Source organism: Streptomyces sp. GD-15H (genome assembly GCF_045291515.1).
Classification (GTDB): Bacteria; Actinomycetota; Actinomycetes; order Streptomycetales; family Streptomycetaceae; genus Streptomyces.
Map to the genome: position 1 here is coordinate 6,352,794 of NZ_CP149447.1, position 20,073 is coordinate 6,372,866.

General features: G+C 73.3%; 17 protein-coding genes, 2 pseudogenes and 1 riboswitch. Of the genes and pseudogenes, 10 read left to right on the plus strand and 9 right to left on the minus strand.

Annotation, left to right across the window (positions count from 1 at the left end):
• Nucleotides 1-53: 53 nt before the first annotated feature.
• The 3 genes and pseudogenes from WJ438_RS29995 to thiO all read right to left on the minus strand — a co-directional run bounded on the left by WJ438_RS29995 (nucleotide 54) and on the right by thiO (nucleotide 2,288).
• Entirely contained in the window at nucleotides 54-848 is a 795-nt protein-coding gene (locus WJ438_RS29995) for a thiazole synthase (RefSeq protein WP_406727998.1), read from the minus strand.
• 2 nt (nucleotides 849-850) lie between these two features.
• Nucleotides 851-1,098, minus strand: a pseudogene (gene thiS, locus WJ438_RS30000) (sulfur carrier protein ThiS).
• Nucleotides 1,095-2,288, minus strand: coding sequence for a glycine oxidase ThiO (gene thiO / locus WJ438_RS30005; protein ID WP_406729850.1), 1,194 nt, complete (start codon nucleotides 2,286-2,288; stop codon nucleotides 1,095-1,097). Before thiO ends, thiS begins: the two are co-directional and overlap by 4 nt.
• Nucleotides 2,276-2,386: riboswitch (TPP riboswitch) on the minus strand. Its footprint overlaps the gene before it by 13 nt.
• A gap of 49 nt (nucleotides 2,387-2,435) precedes the next feature.
• Between thiO and WJ438_RS30010 the strand changes: the two genes are divergently transcribed.
• The 6 genes from WJ438_RS30010 to WJ438_RS30035 all read left to right on the plus strand — a co-directional run bounded on the left by WJ438_RS30010 (nucleotide 2,436) and on the right by WJ438_RS30035 (nucleotide 7,541).
• Nucleotides 2,436-2,786 (plus strand): hypothetical protein, encoded by a 351-nt coding sequence (locus WJ438_RS30010; protein WP_406727999.1) that lies wholly within the window; start codon nucleotides 2,436-2,438, stop codon nucleotides 2,784-2,786.
• A 32-nt stretch (nucleotides 2,787-2,818) separates the two neighbouring features.
• The gene (locus WJ438_RS30015; protein ID WP_406728000.1) at nucleotides 2,819-4,060 is read left to right on the plus strand and encodes an NAD(P)/FAD-dependent oxidoreductase; all 1,242 of its coding nucleotides are present in this window, start codon (nucleotides 2,819-2,821) and stop codon (nucleotides 4,058-4,060) included.
• Between the two features lie 107 nt (nucleotides 4,061-4,167).
• Nucleotides 4,168-4,533, plus strand: a complete 366-nt coding sequence (locus tag WJ438_RS30020) for an Rv2175c family DNA-binding protein (protein WP_109377886.1) — start codon at nucleotides 4,168-4,170, stop codon at nucleotides 4,531-4,533.
• Nucleotides 4,534-4,741: 208 nt separating this feature from the next.
• A complete protein-coding gene (gene thiE, locus WJ438_RS30025) occupies nucleotides 4,742-5,422 on the plus strand; it encodes a thiamine phosphate synthase (RefSeq protein ID WP_406728001.1) in 681 nt (226 codons plus the stop codon).
• 137 nt (nucleotides 5,423-5,559) lie between these two features.
• Nucleotides 5,560-6,516, plus strand: coding sequence for a methylenetetrahydrofolate reductase [NAD(P)H] (metF, locus tag WJ438_RS30030; RefSeq protein ID WP_406728002.1), 957 nt, complete (start codon nucleotides 5,560-5,562; stop codon nucleotides 6,514-6,516).
• A gap of 23 nt (nucleotides 6,517-6,539) precedes the next feature.
• Nucleotides 6,540-7,541 (plus strand): hypothetical protein, encoded by a 1,002-nt coding sequence (locus WJ438_RS30035; RefSeq protein WP_406728003.1) that lies wholly within the window; start codon nucleotides 6,540-6,542, stop codon nucleotides 7,539-7,541.
• A 30-nt stretch (nucleotides 7,542-7,571) separates the two neighbouring features.
• Here the strand turns inward: WJ438_RS30035 and WJ438_RS30040 are convergent, their stop codons facing one another.
• The gene (locus WJ438_RS30040; RefSeq protein WP_406728004.1) at nucleotides 7,572-9,104 is read right to left on the minus strand and encodes a phytoene desaturase family protein; all 1,533 of its coding nucleotides are present in this window, start codon (nucleotides 9,102-9,104) and stop codon (nucleotides 7,572-7,574) included.
• A 442-nt stretch (nucleotides 9,105-9,546) separates the two neighbouring features.
• The gene (locus WJ438_RS30045; RefSeq protein ID WP_406728005.1) at nucleotides 9,547-10,176 is read right to left on the minus strand and encodes a TetR/AcrR family transcriptional regulator; all 630 of its coding nucleotides are present in this window, start codon (nucleotides 10,174-10,176) and stop codon (nucleotides 9,547-9,549) included.
• 192 nt (nucleotides 10,177-10,368) lie between these two features.
• Here WJ438_RS30045 and WJ438_RS30050 point away from each other — a divergent pair, with 192 nt between their 5' ends.
• The 3 genes from WJ438_RS30050 (at nucleotide 10,369) to WJ438_RS30060 (ending at nucleotide 12,664) form a co-directional block, all read left to right on the plus strand.
• Nucleotides 10,369-10,992 carry an SAV_6107 family HEPN domain-containing protein gene (locus WJ438_RS30050; RefSeq protein WP_406728006.1) on the plus strand — a complete coding sequence of 208 codons (624 nt, stop codon included), beginning with the start codon at nucleotides 10,369-10,371 and terminating at the stop codon, nucleotides 10,990-10,992.
• A 195-nt stretch (nucleotides 10,993-11,187) separates the two neighbouring features.
• Entirely contained in the window at nucleotides 11,188-11,958 is a 771-nt protein-coding gene (locus WJ438_RS30055; protein WP_406728007.1) for a methyltransferase, read from the plus strand.
• 292 nt (nucleotides 11,959-12,250) lie between these two features.
• On the plus strand, nucleotides 12,251-12,664 hold the full coding sequence (locus tag WJ438_RS30060; RefSeq protein WP_406728008.1) for a DUF3040 domain-containing protein: 414 nt from the start codon (nucleotides 12,251-12,253) through the stop codon (nucleotides 12,662-12,664).
• A gap of 254 nt (nucleotides 12,665-12,918) precedes the next feature.
• Here the strand turns inward: WJ438_RS30060 and WJ438_RS30065 are convergent, their stop codons facing one another.
• The 4 genes and pseudogenes from WJ438_RS30065 to WJ438_RS30080 all read right to left on the minus strand — a co-directional run bounded on the left by WJ438_RS30065 (nucleotide 12,919) and on the right by WJ438_RS30080 (nucleotide 18,560).
• On the minus strand, nucleotides 12,919-15,321 hold the full coding sequence (locus WJ438_RS30065; RefSeq protein WP_406728009.1) for a DUF3488 and DUF4129 domain-containing transglutaminase family protein: 2,403 nt from the start codon (nucleotides 15,319-15,321) through the stop codon (nucleotides 12,919-12,921).
• Nucleotides 15,318-16,681 (minus strand): annotated as a pseudogene (locus WJ438_RS30070) (DUF58 domain-containing protein). Before WJ438_RS30070 ends, WJ438_RS30065 begins: the two are co-directional and overlap by 4 nt.
• Nucleotides 16,681-17,754 carry an AAA family ATPase gene (locus WJ438_RS30075; RefSeq protein ID WP_406728010.1) on the minus strand — a complete coding sequence of 358 codons (1,074 nt, stop codon included), beginning with the start codon at nucleotides 17,752-17,754 and terminating at the stop codon, nucleotides 16,681-16,683. The pseudogene WJ438_RS30070 and the gene WJ438_RS30075 overlap by 1 nt, the downstream one beginning before the upstream one ends.
• Nucleotides 17,755-18,011: 257 nt before the next feature.
• Nucleotides 18,012-18,560 carry a beta-class carbonic anhydrase gene (locus WJ438_RS30080; protein ID WP_406728011.1) on the minus strand — a complete coding sequence of 183 codons (549 nt, stop codon included), beginning with the start codon at nucleotides 18,558-18,560 and terminating at the stop codon, nucleotides 18,012-18,014.
• A 431-nt stretch (nucleotides 18,561-18,991) separates the two neighbouring features.
• Here WJ438_RS30080 and rsmH point away from each other — a divergent pair, with 431 nt between their 5' ends.
• Entirely contained in the window at nucleotides 18,992-19,975 is a 984-nt protein-coding gene (rsmH, locus tag WJ438_RS30085) for a 16S rRNA (cytosine(1402)-N(4))-methyltransferase RsmH (protein ID WP_406728012.1), read from the plus strand.
• Nucleotides 19,976-20,073: the final 98 nt, after the last annotated feature.

Sequence of the window (20,073 nt, forward strand, 5' to 3'; positions counted from 1 at the left end):
GCCCCCGCCTCTCGACCGGCTGGAAACGGATGGTGCGCAGGTGGGAGGACCTCTCAGAACGCCGGCCGCTCCGGATCCAGCACGGCAAGGCCCTCCGCAGGAGAAGACGCCTCGGCGAAGTGCCGTCGTGGAATCCGCCCCGCCCGCCGGGCCAGCCGTCCCGCCTCGACCGCGCTCCGCATGGCGACGGCCATCAGTACCGGCTCCTGCGCCCGGGTCACCGCCGAGGCGAGCATCACACCCGCGCACCCCAGCTCCATCGCCAGCGCCGCGTCCGACGCCGTACCGGCGCCCGCGTCCAGGATCACCGGCACGCGCGCGTGCTGCGTGATCAGCTCGAAGTTGTGCGGGTTGCGGATGCCGAGCCCCGACCCGATCGGCGACCCGAGCGGCATGATCGCCGCACAGCCGGCGTCCTCCAGCTTCCGCGCCAGCACCGGATCGTCGTTGGTGTACGGCAGCACCGTGAACCCGTCGTCGACCAGGGTCTCGGCCGCCTCCAGCAGTTCGATGGGGTCCGGCAGCAGGGTGCGCTCGTCGGCGATGACCTCCAGCTTGACCAGGTCGGTGCCGAGCGCCTCCCGCGCGAGACGGGCGGTGAGCACCGCCTCCCCCGCGGTGAAACAGCCGGCCGTGTTCGGCAGCACCCGGATGTCCAGCCTGTCCAGTACCGAGAGTACGGAGCCGTGCACCGAGGGGTTCACCCGCCGCATCGCGACGGTCGTCAGCTCGGTCCCGGACGCCACCAACGCCCGCTCCAGCACCTCGAGGCTGGGCGCCCCGCCGGTGCCCATGATCAGACGGGACGTGAAGGACGTACCGCCGAGGACGAACGGATCGTCGGCCATGATCAGCCTCCCTGCACGGCGGTCAGGACTTCCACCCGATCCCCCCGGCGAGGGGCGTGAGCGGCCACTGCGCGCGCGGGACGACCGTTTCGTTGAGGGCGGCGGCCACCCCGGAGTGAGCCTCGGTCAGCGTGCCGACCAGCGCGTCGAGCGCCGTGCCGGGAGCCACCTCGCGAGGCTCTCCGTTGACCGAGACCATGACCGGGGCATGCGTAGCGGTGTTCGCCGAAGTGTTCACAGGAGTGTTCATACGGGCTGCTCCGTGAGTGCGGCGGCGGTCGTGGTGAACCGCCGGGGGATGAAGGGGCGGGCCTCCGCCGGGAGTTCACCGGTGGCCAGGAACTCCGCCAGGGCGTCGCCGGTGACCGGAGTGAGCAGCACACCGTTGCGGTAGTGCCCGGTCGCCAGGACCAGCCCCGCCAGCCCGGACGGGCCGAGCAGGGGCGCGTTGTCGGGGGTGCCGGGGCGCAGCCCGGCCCGGGTCTCGGTGAGCGGCAGCTCGGTGATGCCGGGGACCAGTTCGTGGGCGTCGCGCAGCAGCTCGTACACCCCGCCCGCGGTGACGGTCGTGTCCCAGCCCTGCTCCTCACTGGTCGCCCCGATCACCAGCTCCCCGCTCTCACGCGGCACCAGGTACACATGGCTGCCCCGCACCACCGCCCGCACCGTACGGCTCAGGAACGGACCGAACCGGTCGGGCATCGCCAGCCGGACCACCTGCCCCTTCACGGGACGTACGGGAGGCAGCAGGTCCGCGGGGATGCCCGCGAGCCGCCCGCTGAGGCTGCCTCCGGCGAGCACCACCTGCCCGGCGGCCAGCCCGGTGCCGTCGGCGGTGACCACGCCCGTGGCCCGCTCCCCGGAGACGGTGAGCCGGTCGGCCCACGCGCGGTGCAGGACCACGCCCGCCCGCTCGCAGGCGGTCACCAGTGCCGCCGCCAGTCGCCTGGGGTCGATCTGGTGGTCGCCGTCCACCCGCAGCCCGCCGCGCACACCGGGTGCGAGCATCGGCTCGAGGCGTCGGCACTCCCGCCCCGACAGCCACTGCGCGTCGAGCCCCGACTGCTGTTGCAGGGAGTGCAGTTCGCGCAGATGGGCGCGGTCGTCGGCGTCCAGCGCGACCGCGAGCGTGCCGCACCTGCGGTAGCCGAGGTCGTGGCCGGTGGCCTCGGTGAGCTCGGCCGCGAAGTCGGGGTAGCGGAGCGCGGAGGCGAGGTTCAGACCGAGCAGAGCCTGCTCTCCGTAGTGCAGTTCCGTGACGGCGGCCAGCATCCCGGCGGCCACCTGGGCGGCGCCACCGCCCGGCTCGGGGTCCAGCACGGTCGTGGCCAGCCCGCGCTGCGCGGACCGCCAGGCCGTGACCAGACCGATGATGCCGCCCCCGACGACGAGGACATCGGGGGGCGCTGCGAGGTGTGTGTGGGCGGCATGGGCGTCCAGCCCCTCCCTTCGCCGGCATGACCCGGATCAGGTTCATACGGTCGGAGGCCGCAGCCTCCCTCTCAGCCCGGTGCGTCCGGGCTCCCGCGAGTGTCTTACGTTGGCCACCCTAGCCCGCGTATCAACGAACGTGTAGGGAGCCTTCGCATGGCCGGTTCGCTCGACGGTCTCGTCCTCGCCCCCGTCGCCGACCAGGCGCCGGGCCAGGTCGGCACCCGCACCCGGTTCGCCTACCACGAGCAGGACGGCGCGATCCGGGCCGAGTACGCGGGCGGTGACGTCGTACGCGGGTACCTGGTGGGCACCCGCGAGGAAGACCGGCTGGACTTCCGATACGTGCAGCTCAAGCGGGACGGCAGCACGTCCTCGGGGCACTGTGTGTCGACGGTCGTGGAGCTGCCCGACGGGCGGCTGCGGCTGGAGGAGAACTGGGAGTGGGAGTCGCAGCCGGGCAGCGGGACCAGCGTGGTGGAGCAGCTCATGGGCCCCGGGGACTGACTGACCGATGGTCAGGTGTCTATGGTGATCAGGTGAGCGAGCAGACGCAGGAACGGGGACCGTCCGAGCCACGGCGCGTGGTGGTGACGGGGGCCGGAATGGCCGGTGTGCAGACCGCCGTCGCCCTCCGGGAGCAGGGATTCACCGGCACCGTGACGCTGATCGGCGCCGAACCCCACCAGCCGTACGACCGGCCGCCCCTGTCCAAGGCGGTGCTGCTCGGCAAGGCGGAGGACTCCGCCTTCGACGTCGACTTCGAGGCGCTCGGCATCGAGCTGCGGCTCGGCTGCGAGGTGCTTGGGCTGCGCCCCGCCGACCACGAACTGGACACGGAGGCCGGGCCGGTCCCCTACGACGTCCTGGTTGTCGCGACCGGCGCCGAACCGGTCCGGCTGCCGGGTGCGGACGGGGTTCCGGGCGTCCACCTACTGCGCACCCTGGACGACGTCGAACGGTTGCGGCCGGTGCTCGCGCGCCGGCAGGACATCGTGGTCGTCGGCGCCGGCTGGATCGGCGCGGAGTTCGCCACGGCGGCGCGCGAGGCGGGCTGCGCGGTCACCGTCGTGGAGGCCGCCGGCCGGCCGCTGGCCGAGGCACTGCCCGCCGAGGTGGCCGCCCCGATGACCGCCTGGTACGGCGACGCCGGAGTGGCGCTGCGGACGCACGCGCGCGTGGAGCGCGTCGAGCCCGGCGCGGTGGTGCTGGACGACGGCTCGCGACTGCCCGCGGGCGCCGTCGTCGTCGGGATCGGGGCCCGTCCCGCCACCGCCTGGCTGGCCGGCTCCGGAGTCGAGCTCGGCGAGCGCGGTGACGTGGTCGCCGACCCGCACCTGATGACCTCCGTGCCGGACGTGTACGCGGTCGGCGACTGCGCGTCCTTCCCCTCGGGGCGGTACGGCGAACGCCTGCTGGTGCACCACTGGGACAACGCCCTGCAGGGCCCGCGCACGGTCGCGGCGAACATCCTCGGGGCGGCCACCGGCGAACCCCCGGCGGTGTACGACCCGGTGCCGTACTTCTGGTCCGAGCAGTTCGGGCGCTTCGTCCAGTACGCCGGACATCACGCGGACGCCGACCGGACGGTGTGGCGCGGGGACGCCGACGGGCCGGCCTGGACGGTCTGCTGGCTCCGCGACTCCCGGCTGGTCGCGCTGCTGGCGGTGGGCCGCCCCCGCGACCTGGCCCAGGGACGCCGGCTGATCGAGGCGGGCACGGTGATGGACGCGGAACTGCTGGCCGACCCGGCGAGGCCGCTGAAGTCGGCGAAGGGGTGAATCCCGGCCCCTCGGGCCGACACGTCCGTCCAGGGTGATCCGCCGGACGGGCCCCAGGTGGAGGGGCTCGGCTTCCGACTGTCGGTGCCAGATGGCACGCTTGTCCCGTGACCGAGATTGACGCAAAGATCGATGCTCTCGTCCCCGCCTGGCTCACCCTGCCCGACATCGCCGAGATGCTCGGCGTCGAGGTGACGCGCGTCCGGCAGCTGGTCAAGGAGGGCCAGCTCATCGCCGTACGCCGAGGTGAGAACCGCGCACTGCACGTCCCCGCCGCCTTCATCGACGAGGACAAGGTTGTCAAGGGCCTCTCCGGGACCCTGACGCTCCTGCGGGACGACGGCTTCACGGACGAAGAGATGCTGGAATGGCTCTTCACCCCTGACGAGAGCCTGCCGGGCACGCCCGCGCAGGCGCTGAGCGAGAACCGTGGCACGGAGGTGAAGCGCCGCGCCCAGGCGCTCGCCGTCTGACCCCACGACGAGACACCCGGACCCGTACCCGCATCGGGACGGGACCCGCATCCGGTTCTGAACCGTCGCCCGGCGCCGCTGTCCCAGGGTGCCGGGCCCGGACCCGCGACCGTCCGGCACCCCGTGCCGGCGCCGTCGTGGGCCGCGCTCCACCCGGTCCCGGGTCCGCCCCGGTCCGGCCGCCACCGACACACGGGGGGACACCCGCATGTCAGTTACTGCCGCAGGCACCACCGCGCGCGCCCGGCTCTCCGACGCCCTGGTCTATCTCTGCACCGACGCCCGCAAGCGGCAGGGCGATCTCGCGGAGTTCCTGGACGCGGTCCTGGCCGGTGGCGTCGACATCGTGCAGCTGAGGGACAAGGGCATGGAGGCCGGGGAGGAGCTGGAGCACCTGGCGGTCCTCGCGGACGCCTGTGCCCGGCACGGCAAGCTGCTCGCGGTGAACGACCGTGCGGACGTCGCCCACGCCGCCGGCGCCGACGTACTGCACCTCGGCCAGGGCGACCTCCCCGTGCCCGCGGCCCGAGCCGTCCTTGGCGAGGACGTCCTGATCGGCCGCTCCACGCACGCCGAGTCCGAGGCCGCCGCGGCGGCCGTGCAGGAGGGCGTGGACTACTTCTGCACCGGCCCCTGCTGGCCCACCCCCACCAAGCCCGGCCGCCACGCCCCCGGCCTCGGCCTGGTCCGGTACGCCGCCGCCCTCGGCACCGAGCGCCCCTGGTTCGCCATCGGCGGCATCGACCTCGGCAACCTCGACGAGGTACTGGAGGCCGGTGCCCGCCGGGTCGTCGTCGTACGGGCCGTCACCGAGGCGGACGACCCGGGCGCGGCGGCGTCCGAGTTCGCGAAGCGGCTGCGACAGGCGCCCCCGGGCACCCGCCACTGACCGACTCCGGACCCGCCCCGGCGCCCCGGGCCCCCGCTCGGCGCAGTGCGTCCCAAGGGGTGGACAACAAGTCGGCAATTCCGGCAAATCCCCCGCATCCGGTTGGGGGACCGGCGCCCCCTGGCTAACCTGCCCATATGGCCCTTGGAACTGCATCCACCAGGACTGATCACGCGCGCACCGTGCGCGACATGCTCGCCGCCGGAGAGACGACGTACTCCTTCGAGTTCTGGGCCCCGAAAACGGAGAAGGGCGAACGGAACCTGTGGAACGCGCTCCGCAGGGTCGAGGCCGTGGCTCCCAGCTTCGTCTCCGTGACCTACGGCGCCGGCGGGTCCACCCGCGCGGGCACCGTGAAGGCCACCGAACAGATCGCCGGAGACACCACGCTCACCCCGGTCGCCCACCTCACCGCGGTCAACCACTCCGTCGCCGAACTGCGCAACATCATCGGCCAGTACGCCGACGCCGGCATCCGCAACATGCTCGCCGTGCGGGGCGACCCGCCCGGCGACCCGATGGCCGACTGGATCCCGCACCCGAAGGGGCTGACCTACGCCGCCGAACTCGTCCGGCTCATCAAGGAGTCGGGCGACTTCTGTGTCGGCGTCGCCGCCTTCCCGGAGATGCACCCCAGGTCGACCGAGTGGGACACGGACGTCGCGCACTTCGTCGACAAGTGCCGGGCGGGCGCCGACTACGCGATCACCCAGATGTTCTTCCACCCCGAGTCGTACCTGCGCCTGCGTGACCGAGTCGACGCGGCGGGTTGCGAGACACCGGTGATTCCCGAGGTCATGCCGGTGACCAGTGTGAAGATGTTGGAGAGGTTGCCGCAGCTCAGTAACGCGTCGTTCCCGGATGCCCTGAAAGAGCGGATCCTCGCAGCGGCGGACGATCCGGCGGCGGTACGCTCCATCGGTATCGAGTTCGCCACGGAGTTCTGCGCGCGGCTGCTGGCCGAGGGAGTGCCCGGACTGCACTTCATCACGCTCAACAACTCCACGGCGACGCTGGAAATCTACGAGAACCTGGGCCTGCATCACCCACTGCAGGCCCAGACCGGTCGCACCGGTGTACGACACACTGCGTAGCGGCCGCTGGGAGAGGGGCGTACATGGGCTGGACGGTCCTCTACATCGCATTCGGCGTTGTCGCGTTGTGGCTGCTCGGCGAGGTGCTGCTGCAGTACAAGGCACGCCTGCGCTGGCGGCTGCTCGCCTTCGCCGGCTTCCTGGGTGTGGTGCTCGGTGTGCTGCTCCAGGCCGTCCTCGTCATCGGACTGGGCGCCGCGGCCTTCGCGATCGGCCAGACCTACGTCACCCTGTCGTTCCGCCGCGGCTTCGCGGCCGGCTGGGTGGTCAACGCCCCGGTGCTGGCCGCCGTCAAGGGCGGCCGAGGTGACCGCGGGCGGCAGGAACCGACCCTGGAGGTCTCCGACCTGGAGGCCACCGACGACGGCTACGGCCATGGCCACGGGGGCGGCTACGGCGACGAGGCCGCCGACTACCGCACCGACCGGAACGCCTACGCCGCGGACGACTACGACCGCGACGACGTGTTCACGCCGGCGCGCACCGAGCAGCCGACGGCCGCCGAGACCACCGCCGTCTACGAGCCGCAGCCCATGCCCGACGACACCGGCTCGTACGGCGTCTACGGCGAAAACGGGTACGGCACCCCGGGCCAGGACCAGTACGCGGCGACCGCCCAGAGCCACGACCAGGACTACGCCACCGACCAGAACCACGCCTACGACTACTCCGGTTACGGCCAGCAGCAGGCCGCCTACGACACCACGGGCCCGCAGCGGCAGTACGCCGCCTACTCCGACCCGTACATCGGCAACTCGAGCTACGGCGACGCCTCGTACGACACCGGTTACGCCGACCCGCAGCAGTACGGCCAGCAGGGCTACGGCCAGGACCAGTACGCAGGCGGCACCTACGGCGGCGAGACCCCGGCCGCCGGCCTGTGGGTTCCGCAGCAGCGCAGCACCGACGACCTGTACGGCGGTGAACTCCCGCAGGAGCAGCCGTACCCGTACCAGGACGACGGTCAGACGGGCGAGGCACCCGGGAACGGCAACGGGTACGACGAGCAGCAGTACCGTTACTGATCCGCGCGGATCCGAGAGGGTCCCCGCCGTTCACTGGGAGCCGCGGAACTCCGGCCCCTCCACGATCAGTCCGGCGACCAGCGCCCCCGACATCCCGGCGTGCGGCAACCCCCCTCCGGGGTGCGACCAGCCGCCGACCGTGAACAGCCCCGGTACGCGCGTGCGGTTGGACGGGTGAAGCAGCCGTCCGCCCGCCGCGGCGAGCGCCGGTACGGGCACCGCTCCGCCCTCCGCGCCCGTCGCCTCCGCGATGTCGGCCGGGGTGCGCACCTCGTGCCGGACCAGACGGTCGCGCAGGCCGGGTACCGCCCGCTCGGCGGCGGTGATCATGCGCTGCGCGTGCTCGTCCAGGCCCGGCCCGGCGCCCGTGGGCACCACCGAGGTGAGGGTGACCGCCTCATGGGCGTCGTCGGGGACCAGCGCCGGGTCGTCGGGCCGCAGGACCGTGACCGTGGGGCGTGCGGGCAGGCTCGCGGGGGAGCCGGTCAGGGACTCCAACTCGGCTTCCCGGTCCTCCGCGTGCACGACCGTCCGGTGCGGTGTCCCCTCCGGACGCCCCCCGCGCAGTGCCAGCAGCACCGTCAGACGGCTCGCCGCCCCGGTCCTGCCCAAGACCTCGCCGTCACCACGCACCCGTGTCCCCCGGGTCAGCCGGTCAAGCACCGCGGGCGTCACCCCGGCGACCACGTGGTCGGCCTCGGCCACCGCTCCGCCCCCGGGCCCGGCGCCGGAGACCGGAGAGGGGCCCTCGGTGAACTCCACGCCCGCCACCCGGCCGTCCTTCTCCAGCACCCCGGTGACCTCGGCGCCGAAGTGGAACTCCACCCTGCGGGCCACACACCGTTCGTACACCGCGCGGGCCAGCTCCCGCATGCCGCCGCGGACGTACCAGGTGCCGAAGGCGTGCTCCATGTACGGCAGCACCGCCGCGCTCGCCGGGGTGGACCGGGGGTCGAGGCCGTGCTCGAGCGCGTAACTCCCCAGCAGGGAGATCAGCCGGGGATCGCGCAGCTCCCAGGCGCCGATTTCGGCGAGCGTGCCCGCCGTGCGCGTGCGCAGCAGCTTCTTGTGGGGGACGGCCGGGTAGGGCTCGCGGTCGGCGAGCACCCGCCAGTTGGGCCACAGCGGCTCCTCCAGGAGCGGTCTGCGGGTCCTGTCCCAGGCCTCGCGGGCGCGCACCAGGAAGTCGCCCCAGCGCTGTCCGGCGGCGGGACCGAGGGCCTCGTGCAGGGCGGAGACGACGCCCGCGCGGGACGCGTTCGGCAGCGAGACACGCGTACCGTCCGCGAACACGTGGTGGGACGACGGATCGACCTGGACCAGGTCGACGCAGGCCTCCAACGGCTCCTTGCCGGTCTTGACGAACAGATCGCGGTACACCGCGGGCAGCGGGAGCAGCCCGGGGCCGGTGTCGAACGCGAAGCCGTCCCGCTCCAGCCGGCGCAGCGCGCCGCCGTACGTGTCCGTCCGCTCGTACACCGCCACCCGGTGGCCCGCGACGGCCAGCCGGGCAGCGGCCGCCATCGCGCCCATCCCGGCGCCGATCACCGCAATCCGTGCCATGCCAGGGACTTTATCCGCCCCCACTGACACCCCCGGCCCCGAGTACCGTCGCCCCCGCTCCGGTGACCAGCCGGCGACACGGCGTCGTGGGAGCGGGTGCGCAGGACTGAGTATCCGTACCTAATTCCCGAGATGAGTACGCGCGCGGATGGCTGACGACCTGCGGAAACGAGAGAGTGGAGACCACGGAGAGGGGCACGGCTCCGGGACCGGCGACACGGGGCGCCGGAAACGGTCCGGCCCGCGATCCGCTCCTTCCGCCGGCGTCGTCGGCGGGAGCGAGGCCCGGGGGACGACCGCGACGGGGGACGCACGGGGAACCACGGGGGAGCAAGGAAGGCGCCGGTCCGGCGGTGGCTCGCGGGGGACGCAGCCACCGCCGGCCCGGCGCCTTCGTGCGCGCCGGGTCACAGAACCGGGTGGCCCCGCCCGACCGGTCGGCTCAGTGGCGGCCGCCCACGCGCCCCTGCAGCAGCCGGGACAGCGCCGCATGCACCTCGTCCAGGGAGCGCTCCGGCTGGAAGGACTGCCAGTCCAGCGCGGCCACCAGCACCATGCCGACCAGCGCCGCCGCCGTCAGCGGAACGTCGATCTCCGCGCTGAACTCGCCGTTCTCCACGCCCTCGCGCAGCACGTCCTCGACGACCGCCACGGCTTGCCGCCGCACCACCTGCAGCGTGGACTGCCAGGCCCGGTTGGTGCGCCACAGCTCGGCCACGTACAACTGGGTGAAGGCCGGGTAGCGGTCGATGAAGACGAGCCCCGCGCGGATCATCGCGTCCAGGGCGTCGCCCCTGCCGCCGCCCTGGACGGCCGTCCGGGCGGCCGCCTCCCGCAGCGAGGCGGTGAGGAGCCCGACCCCGTGCCGCAGCAGCTCCTCGAAGAGGACCGACTTGCTCGCGAAGTTGTAGTAGACCGTGCCCTTCGCGACCCCTGCCCGCTCGGCGATCTCGTCCACCGTGGTGGCGGAGAAACCCTGTTCGGCGATGAGGGTGACGGCCGCCTCGTAGAGCTTCTGCCGGGTGGCCTCGCGACGGGTGCTGCCGCCCGACGTGGTGCTGCTGCGTTCCATGGCCCTGATTGTCACAGGACCGCCGCCCCGCCCCTCCACAGGCTCGGCCCGGGAGGCAGCCGGTCCGGGCTCGAACTGTCGAACGAGACAGAACCCCAGGTCGGAACGGATTGTCAGTGCCATACCGCACGATGCGCACATACGGCACCCGGTAGCAGGGAATGCCGTCACGAAGACGACAGGAGGTTCGTCATGGCCCACTCCTCCGCAGCAGCCGCCCGTCGGCGCCGCGCAACCGGCCCTGCCCCCTCACTGACCGGCCCGGCGGGCGATGTCCACCCCGTGCTGCGCCGTGCCACCGCCCCGCCCGCCGCCCTCGACCTGCTCGCCCAGGCCCGTGCCGGACTCGACGAGGCCACCGTCCTCGACACACCCAACGAGCGCTATGCGGCGGCCCACCTCGCCGCCCTGCGCACCGCCGCCGCCGTGCTCGCCGCGCGGGGGCGGCCCGAGACCTCGCCCCGGGCCCGGACCAGGATCCGGAGCGCCTGGGAGGTGCTCCCCGAGATCGCGCCCGAACTCACCGAGTGGAGCGCCCTGTTCGCTTCGGGAGCCCGGCGCCGCGCGCGGGCCGAGGCGGGCATCCGGGACGCGGCGAGCGGCCGGGACGCCGACGACCTGATACGGGACGTGGCGATGTTCCTGCGCCTGGTGGAGCGGATGCTCGTCCTCCAGCCGGTCCTCCAGCCGGTCCTCCCGCAGCCCCGCACCGACGCGGACCGCTCGGACCGGCCCTCCCACTCCGTCCGCTCCGACCACCCCGACGGCCACGACCCCGGCGGCGGCGTGGACCGGGACATGCCCGACGCCGGCTGACCCGCGCGCGGGTGCACCGGCGCCCGCCACCGCGGGGCGGCCGGGGAGCCGCCCCGCGGTGGTCGGGGACCGCGGCGTAGGCAATAGGGTGGAAGAAGCCTGAAGCCTCCGCCGTTCCCCGTGTGTCCGGGCCGGGGAGGCAGCCCGATCGCTCCGCCGTGGACGAGGCGGTGCCGCGCCGAGGAGTCAATTGCCGTGTCGGACACCCTGCGCCCCCGCGCCGCTCTCCGTACCGCCGTGGTCTGGGAGATCCTCCAGGACGCCCTGGAACGCCGGGCCGAGGCGACCGGCCGGCCGGGGCTGGACGTCCTCGACACCGGCGGTGGCAGCGGCCACTTCGCGGTGCCCCTGGCCCGTCTCGGTCACCGGGTCACCGTCGTCGACCCCAGTCCCAACGCGCTGTTCGCCCTGGAGCGCCGCGTCGTCGAGGAGGACGTCGCCGACCGGGTCAGGGGCGTCCAGGGCGACGTGCACGGCCTCTTCGACGTGGCCGAGCGCGGCGGCTACGACGCGGTGCTGTGCCACGGCGTCCTGGAGTACGTCGACGACCCGGCCGAGGGCGTGCGCAACACGGTGGCGGCCCTGCGCCCCGGAGGTGTCCTCAGCCTGCTCGCCGCCGGCCTCGGTGGCGCCGTGCTCGCCCGCGCCCTGGCCGGTCACTTCAAGGAGGCCCGGCAGGCGCTCGATGACCCGAACGGCCGATGGGGCACGGGCGATCCCGTGCCGCGCCGCTTCACCGTCGACCGGCTCACCGCTCTGGTCGAGGACGCGGGACTGCGGGTCGGTGCCGTGCACGGGGTGCGGGTCTTCGCCGATCTCGTCCCCGGCGTGCTCGTGGACACCGAGCCCGGAGCCCTGGAAGCGCTGCTGAAGCTGGAGACCGCGGCGGCGGAACTGGACGCCTTCCACGCCGTGGCCACCCAACTCCACGTGCTCGGTGAGGCTCGGGGGAACACCGAGGCCTGAGTAATCGCCCGTGACGCGTCGCTGATCAGCGACGCGTCCGTCGGCCGGCCTGCGCATGGAGTGCGCCACAGGCCCCCCGAATGGCGGCGGGGCACCGTATGATCGAGGGAGACCGTCCGGCATGACGGCTCGGCCAACGGGGAATGAGAAGCCTCGAGTGGACCGGGACGCGCATGGCGGGTCCCGGTCGGCCAATTGGCGCAAAGGGGCGGGTTTCACGGGGTCGATTCCCTGCCTATCCTGAAGGGACCCCCCGGGTCGCCCCGGCGACTTGCACGATGAGGAGGACGCCGTGCCGCTCTCGGAGCACGAGCAGCGCATGCTCGAGCAAATGGAGCGAGCGCTGTACGCCGAAGATCCCAAGTTCGCGTCGGCGCTCGAGGGAAGTGGCCTGCGTACGTACACCCGTCGGCGGGTCTACCAGGCGGTCGCGGGCTTCCTCGTAGGTATTGCGCTCCTCATGGCCGGAATGGTCGCCCAGCAGGTCTGGCTCAGTGTGGTGGGCTTCCTCGTCATGCTGGGCTGCGCGGTTCTCGCCGTGACGGGCTGGCGCAAGGCCCCGAAGCCCGGTGAGCAGGTCGTCGCAGCCGAGGGCTCCACGGGCCCGCCGCAGTCCGGCCGTCAGGGCAGGCAGCGGCGCTCCGTGATGAACCGCATAGAGGAGCGCTGGCAGCGCCGCCGCGACGAGCAGGGCGGCGGGCAGTAGCTCCCGCACCCGGCTCCCGTACATAGCTCCAGGACACACCCGAAGACATACGTCAGGGGTGACCACCGGGCCGGTGGTCACCCCTGACGTATGTTCCGCACCCGGGGCGCGGGTACGCACGCGGGCGCCGGTGGGTACGTACGACCGCACGACGGAGGAGGGGCAGGACGACCGGAATCGTCCTGTCCCTCCCCGCGCCGGGGTTCGGAGCCGGGGGCCTCACGGCCATGCTCGGCGCCTGCTTCACTCCCGCTTCACCCCTGCTGCCGAGAGGGCTCCCGCGGCGGTTTCCGCCACGTGGGCCGCAGCGCGAGGGCGCGTTCCCGGACGCCGGCCCACCGGGCCGACGCCGTCCACACCACCCGCACCGTGGAGCGCGGGGCGAACAGCGCGCGCAGCCGGGTGCCACGGCCGACCGCGGACCGCAGGCCGGCCGTCACCCGGCGCACGTCGTCCCCCGGCCCCACCGCGGGGCGCGGCCGGGGCGCGTAGAGGACCTGCTCCACGGCGTCCGCCACCCGGTGCGCCGAGGCCGCGGCCTCCGGGTCGAGCCGGCCGAGCCGGACGATCCTGGCCGCCGCCTTGCGCGGGGTCAGCGACTCGTCCGGGGAGATGCCGAAGTCCCACGCGGTGTCGGTCAGCTCGTCCCAGACGGCCAGGACGTGCGCGGCCGCACCCGCCTCCGAACGGCCGTGCGCGCCCAGGCGCACCGCCCGGGTCCACAGCCGCCACAGCATCGGCGCCAGCGGCAGCACCAGGACGGCGAGACCCGCCAGCGCCCACGCCGGCACCAAGTACCACTTGGGCCCGTCGCCGTCCGTGGGCAGCGCCGCCAGCGGCGCCTCGCTCCCGCAGTCACGGTCCAGCCTCCTCTGCTCCACCGTGCAGCCCTCGCTCGCCGACGGGGCGGCCGAGGGCTCCGAGGACGCGGCCTCGGAGGGCTGGGCCGGGTCGGGCAGCGCGCTGTCCGAGGTGTCCGGCACGGTGTAGGAGGGCGCCGAACCACGGGTGGGGGTCGGCTCGAAGCGGGTCCATCCCACGCCCTCGAAGTACAGCTCCGGCCAGGCGTGCGCGTCCCGCAGCCCCACCGACACCGAGCCGTCCGCCTGCGGAGTGCCGGGCGCGAAGCCCACCGCGACCCGGGCGGGTATGTCCAGGGACCGGGCCATCGACGCCATGGCGAAGGAGAAGTGGACGCAGAAGCCCTCCTTGTCCCTCAGGAAGCGGGCGACCGCCTGCGAGTCGCTGCCGACGTCGACCTCGGTGTCGTATTGGAAGCCGCCGGTCGAGGCGAAGTACTCCTGGAGCTTGACCGCCCGGTCGTAGGCGTTCGTCGCCCCCTCGGTGACCTGGCGGGCGGTCCGGGACACCACCGCGGGCAGCGAGTCCGGCAGCTCGGTGTAGTCCCGCTCCAGGGCGGCCGGCGGCGCCGACGAGTCGGCCAGTTGCTCCGCCGTGGGCTGCACGTCGAGGCTGCGCACGCTGTAGGTCAGTCCCCGGGTGTTCTGGCCGTGGTCGCCGACCAGCGTCATCCCGACGGGCTCATAGCGCCAGTCGCCCCTGATGTCCACCCCGCTCGGCGGATACGGCATCGGCAGCCAGTCCTGCCCGTACCAGTCGGCGGTCGAGACCGTCGTGGCGATCTCCGCGCGCTCGATGTCCGGGCCGAGGCCGGCCGGAGTCGGGAAGGCGCCATCGGGCACGGTGGTGATGGACCGCTTGGACGGCTTCCAGGTGGTGCCGTCGAAGTCGTCCAGGGACACGATCCGCAGGTACAGGTCCGAGACATCGGCCAGTTCGGTGCGCACCGACATGACCTGGCGGTCCTCGTCCACGTTCAACGAGTCGCGCAGCGACACCAGCGGGTTCACCGCGGAGATCGTGCCGCCCCCGCCGGAGCCCGAACCGACGCCCGAACCCGCCGGGTCCAGCAGGCCGCCGTTCATCGTGGGCAGGGCGAGCGGCGCCACCAGGGCGATGCCCACCGCCAGCAGCCCGATCCGCCGGCCGGTGCGCACCGGGGCGAGGGCTCCGGTCGACTCGGTGGCCGGGCCCCGCGCCGCCCCGCCGAAGACCCGCCCCCACTGGGAGAGCCGCTCACGCCCCTCCGCGAGGAGCAGCATCAGATAGCCGGCCGCCGCCAGCAGGAACCACAGCCAGTCGTTGCCGCCGTCGGACAGCCCCGCGGCGACCGAGTACAGCGCGAGCAGCGGAAGGCCGGCCGGGGCCGCGCTGCGGAAGGTCACCGCCAGGGTGTCCACCAGCAGCCCGATCACCAGGACACCGCCGATCAGCATCAGCCGGATGCCCTCGGACAGCGGCGCCGGTATGGCGTAACGGCCGACGTCGGTACCGCCCTGTTCGAGCAGCTCGGCGAAGAAGCGGAAGGCGCCCGGACCCGGCACCAGACCGGCGAACGCGTGCTCACGCGCGAACACCAGCGTCAGCAGCGCGAGCGCGACCAGCGCCTGCACGGCCACGGTCAGCGGGCGGGCCAGCGGCACCCGCCGGGCCAGCGCGCCCACACCGGACTGCACCGCCAGGAGAAAGGCCGCCTGCACGATCCAGGAGGCCGGCTTGACCAGGGGCAGCAGCGCGCACGCGGCCAGCAGCGTCGCCGCCCACGAGGCCAGCGGCAGCCGTAGTCGCCCGCTCACCCTGCTCCCTCCCCACCGCTCGCCGCCGCCAGGCCCGACCGCTCCCGGTCGGCCAGCCGCCACTGATCCTCCAGGGAGGCGCCCCGCGGCACGCTCACGACCGTCCAGCCCGCTTCGCGCAGCATCCGCAGTCCCTCCCCGCCCCCGGCCAACGGACCGGACACGTCCGCCGGTTCCCGCAGCCAGGTTCCGCTGTCCAGCACGAAGGCGGCGGCGCCCCCGCTGCGCTGCCGCATCCGGGTGAGCACCGCCGCCTGCTCTTCGTCGAGATCGCCGAGGAAGGCCACCAGCAGCCCCTCGTTCCCACCGCGGACCACGTCGTAGGCCCGGGACAGGCCCGCCCCGTCGGAGTGGTCGACCACGGCGAGGGTGTCCATCATCAGCCCGGCCGCGTCCGCCGACTCCTGGCTCGCGCCCGCGAACCCGTCGGAGCCCTCGCCCGGCACCGAGTTGCCGGTGTCGGTCAGCAGCCGCACCGAGAAGCCCCGCTCCAGCATGTGCACCAGTACGGAGGCCGCGCCCGACACCGCCCACTCGAACGCCGAGTCGGGGCCCGCACCGTTGTAGGCGATGGCGCGGGTGTCCAGCAGCACCGTGCAGCGGGCCCGCTGCGGCTGTTCCTCGCGGCGCACCATCAGCTCGCCGTAGCGCGCGGTGGAACGCCAGTGCACCCGGCGCAGATCGTCGCCGTAGCGGTAGCCGCGCGGGATCACGTCGTCCTCGCCGGCCAGCGCCAGCGAACGCTGCCGTCCGTCGCCGTACCCCTTCACCTCACCGCTCAGCCGCACCGGCGGCAGCGGTCGCACGCGCGGGATCACCGTCAGCGTGTCGTACGTCGAGAAGGACCGGGTCAGCTCGCACATCCCGAACGGGTCGGACAGGCGCAGCTGCAGCGGGCCGAGCGGGTAGCGGCCGCGCAGGTCGGACCGGACCCGGTAGGACACCTCGCGGCGCCCGCCCGCCTCCACCCGGTCCAGCACGAACCGGGGGCGCGGGCCGAGCACGTAGGGCACCCGGTCCTGGAGCATCAGCAGGCCCGTGGGCATCCGGGAGACGTTGTCCATCCGCAGATGCACCCGCGCCTCGGAGCCGGCGGGCACCCGCGCGGGGACAGCCGGCGGCTGCCCGCGACCCGGTAGCGGGTGCGGTAGAGCACACCCGCGCACATCAGCGGCAGCACCGCCAGCAGCAGCCCGACCCGCAGCAGATCGCTCTGCCCGAGCACGTAGGCGCAGACCGCGGCGGCCGCACCGGCGGCCAGGAAGGAGCGCCCGCGGGTGGTCAGCCCGGCCAGAGCCGTGCGCAGGCCGCCCTTGTCACCGCGGTCGCCCTCCGCGCGGACCGATCCCGCGGTGGACATCACAGCCTCCGCGGCGGCTGCTGGCCGTGCCCCGGACCGCCCCGGCCCAGGCCGATGCCGGCCTGGGCCGGGGCGGCGGCGGGCACCGGGGTGCGCTGCAGGATCTCCTGGACCACCTGCTCCGCGGTGCGGCGGTTGAGCTGGGCCTGGGCGGTGGGCAGCAGCCGGTGGGCCAGCACGGCCACGGCGAGCGCCTGCACGTCGTCCGGCAGCGCGTACTCCCGGCCGTCCAGCGCCGCGGACGCCTTCGCCGCGCGCAGCAGGTGCAGCGTCGCGCGCGGCGAGGCACCGAGTCTGAGGTCCGGGTGCGCGCGGGTGGCGGCGACCAGCTCCACCGCGTACCGGCGCACCGGCTCGGCGACATGGACGGCGCGCACCGTTTCGACCAGCTTCAGGATCTCGTGCGCGTGGGCCACCGGCTGGAGGTCCTCCAGCGGGGAGACACCGCCGTGCACGTCCAGCATCCGCAGCTCGGCCTCCGCGCTCGGGTAGCCGACCGAGACACGGGCCATGAACCGGTCGCGCTGGGCCTCCGGCAGCGGATAGGTGCCCTCCATCTCGACCGGGTTCTGCGTCGCCACCACCATGAAGGGGCTGGGCAGCTCGTAGGTCTTGCCGTCGATGGTGACCTGGCGCTCCTCCATGGACTCCAGGAGCGCGGACTGCGTCTTCGGCGACGCGCGGTTGATCTCGTCGCCGATCACCACCTGCGCGAAGATGGCGCCCGGTTTGAACTCGAAGTCGCGGCGCTGCTGGTCCCAGATGGACACACCGGTGATGTCCGACGGCAGCAGGTCCGGTGTGAACTGGATGCGCCGCACCGAGCAGTCGATGGACCGCGCCAGTGCCTTGGCCAGCATCGTCTTGCCGACTCCCGGGACGTCCTCGATGAGCAGATGTCCCTCGGCGAGCAGCACGGTCAGCGAAAGCCGTACGACCTCGGGCTTGCCCTCGATCACGCCCTCCACCGAATCCCGCACCCGCTCGACCACGGCGGTCAGATCATTCCCCACGCTCGGCTGCGCTCGCGTGGGGGGACCCCCAAGGCTCGCTCGATCGTCATAGGTCGGCACCCGGCCCTCCTCGGCCTTTCCCCTCGCTCCCAAGGAACAAGGGCCCCAAATGTCCGGGCCGACACTTCGCTGTGCGGCCCGGCTCACCCCGAATCACGGACACCGCGCGGGAAAAGTTCCGCGCGGCACCCCTCCCGCATTCTTGCCGCCGTTACCGATTCGTGTCACTCGCCCGGGGGTAACCGGCGGCGACATGTCGGGTCGTGAGGCCTTTGTGGAACCCGGAGACCGGGCCACCCTTGGGGCGGGGCGGCAGGTCAGGCGGGGTCGATCTCGCGCAGCAGGCCGGTCTTCACGTCGAAGACGAATCCCCGCACGTCGTCGGTGTGCAGCAGGAACGGCGAGGTGCGCACCCGCTGCATCGACTGCCGTACGTCCTGGTCGACGTCGCGGAAGGACTCCACGGCCCAGGCGGGACGCTGGCCGACCTCCATCTCCAGGTCGTGCCGGAACTCCTCGGTGATGGACTCCAGGCCGCAGTTGGTGTGGTGGATGAGCACCACACTGCGGGTGCCGAGCGCGCGCTGGCTGATGGTCAGCGACCGGATCACGTCGTCGGTGACCACACCGCCCGCGTTGCGGACGGTGTGGCAGTCGCCGAGCTCGAGACCGAGCGCGGCGTGCAGGTCGAGCCGGGCGTCCATGCAGGCCACCACGGCGACGCGCAGCACGGGGCGGGCGTCCATCCCGGGATCGCTGAAGGCGCCGGCGTACTGCTCGTTGGCGTTGACCAGGCGGTCGGTGACCGTGCCGTGGCCGACCATCGCACTTCCGGAGCTCGCGGGAACCGATGCAGAAGTCGTCATAGCCATGACGGTACTGGCCACATGCTCTCCGGTCCTGCTGTGAGACAGGACAAAGAACGTCATCAGGCTTTGGAGTGAGATGACCCACAAGGGGGGTGTGAGCCTCCTCGTACGGGTGGTTTCCCCGACGCGGGTTGTCCTCACGCCGAGGGCCGCGCCGCACAGGCCGGTTGATTGACCGGGTGACACCGTGGACTAAAGTGACGCGAAGCGGGAGGCGAGACTCTCCCCGCTGCACTGATTTCCCCGGAGACCCGGGCAGCGTCCCGGAGATCTCCCCGCGTGCGCTGCGCGTACGTACGGCTCGGCCTCCTCCCGTTCCCGGCCGGCTGACGCCTCCGGCGCCGGCAGGCCGCCCCGTCGACACCGGGGAGGGGCGGGGACCCGGCGGTGCGTCACGCCGCGCCGGACCTTGAGAGGGCCCAGATCCAATGGGGCGCGAAGCGTTTGCGAACACGGGCGGGCACAGTCGGCACGTCCCGGTGATGCTCCAGCGGTGCCTGGACCTGCTGGCGCCCGCCCTGGAGCAGCCGGGAGCGGTGGTCGTCGACTGCACCCTCGGCCTCGGCGGCCACAGCGAGGCCCTGCTGACGCGGTTCCCCGAGGCGCGGCTGGTCGCCCTGGACCGGGACAAGGAGGCCCTGCGCCTGTCCGGCGAGCGGCTCGCCCCGTTCGGCGAGCGCGCCACCCTGGTGCACGCCGTCTACGACGAACTCCCCGACGTGCTCGACCGGCTCGGCATCGCCCGCGTGCGGGGCGTCCTGTTCGACCTGGGCGTGTCCTCCATGCAGCTCGACGAGGCCGACCGGGGCTTCGCCTACGCCCAGGACGCCCCGCTCGACATGCGCATGGACCAGACGGCCGGCGTCAGCGCCGCCGACGTCCTCAACACCTACCCGCCCGGCGAACTCGTCCGCATCCTGCGCGCCTATGGCGAGGAGAAGCAGGCCAAGCGGATCGTGGCCGCGGTGGTGCGCGAGCGGGAGAAGCAGCCGTTCACCACCAGCGCACGCCTGGTCGAGCTGATCCGGGACGCGCTCCCGCAGGCCGCCAAGCGCACCGGCGGCAATCCGGCCAAGCGCACCTTCCAGGCCCTGCGCATCGAGGTCAACGGCGAACTCTCCGTACTGGAGCGGGCCGTCCCGGCCGCGGTGAAGGCGCTCGACGTCGGCGGCCGGATCGCCGTGCTGTCGTACCACTCCCTGGAGGACCGGCTGGTCAAGCAGGTGTTCGCGGCGGGCGCCGCCATCACCGCGCCCGCCGGGCTGCCCGTCGTCCCCGAGCGCTACCAGCCCCGGCTCAAGCTGCTCACGCGCGGTGCCGAACTTCCCACCGAGGAGGAGATCGCCGAGAACCGGCGGGCCGCCCCCGCGCGGCTGCGGGGTGCCCAGCGGATCAGGGAGCACCTTGGATGAGACGCGTGAGGCACAGGGGACACGTGAGGCGGTTACGACACGTGGGCCCGGCGCCGTGCGGGGCATGCGGGTGCGGAAGGCAGGCGAACCCAGGGGAG

Excerpts from the sequence above, each read along its gene's own strand:
- rsmH (WP_406728012.1), top strand. The coding sequence starts at position 18,992 with ATGGGGCGCGAAGCGTTTGCGAACACGGGCGGGCACAGTCGGCACGTC.
- WJ438_RS30080 (WP_406728011.1), bottom strand. The coding sequence starts at position 18,560 with ATGACGACTTCTGCATCGGTTCCCGCGAGCTCCGGAAGTGCGATGGTC.
- WJ438_RS30050 (WP_406728006.1), top strand. The coding sequence starts at position 10,369 with ATGGCCCACTCCTCCGCAGCAGCCGCCCGTCGGCGCCGCGCAACCGGC.
- WJ438_RS30040 (WP_406728004.1), bottom strand. The coding sequence starts at position 9,104 with ATGGCACGGATTGCGGTGATCGGCGCCGGGATGGGCGCGATGGCGGCC.
- WJ438_RS30010 (WP_406727999.1), top strand. The coding sequence starts at position 2,436 with ATGGCCGGTTCGCTCGACGGTCTCGTCCTCGCCCCCGTCGCCGACCAG.
- WJ438_RS30035 (WP_406728003.1), top strand. The coding sequence starts at position 6,540 with ATGGGCTGGACGGTCCTCTACATCGCATTCGGCGTTGTCGCGTTGTGG.
- WJ438_RS29995 (WP_406727998.1), bottom strand. The coding sequence starts at position 848 with ATGGCCGACGATCCGTTCGTCCTCGGCGGTACGTCCTTCACGTCCCGT.
- WJ438_RS30045 (WP_406728005.1), bottom strand. The coding sequence starts at position 10,176 with ATGGAACGCAGCAGCACCACGTCGGGCGGCAGCACCCGTCGCGAGGCC.
- thiE (WP_406728001.1), top strand. The coding sequence starts at position 4,742 with ATGTCAGTTACTGCCGCAGGCACCACCGCGCGCGCCCGGCTCTCCGAC.
- metF (WP_406728002.1), top strand. The coding sequence starts at position 5,560 with ATGGCCCTTGGAACTGCATCCACCAGGACTGATCACGCGCGCACCGTG.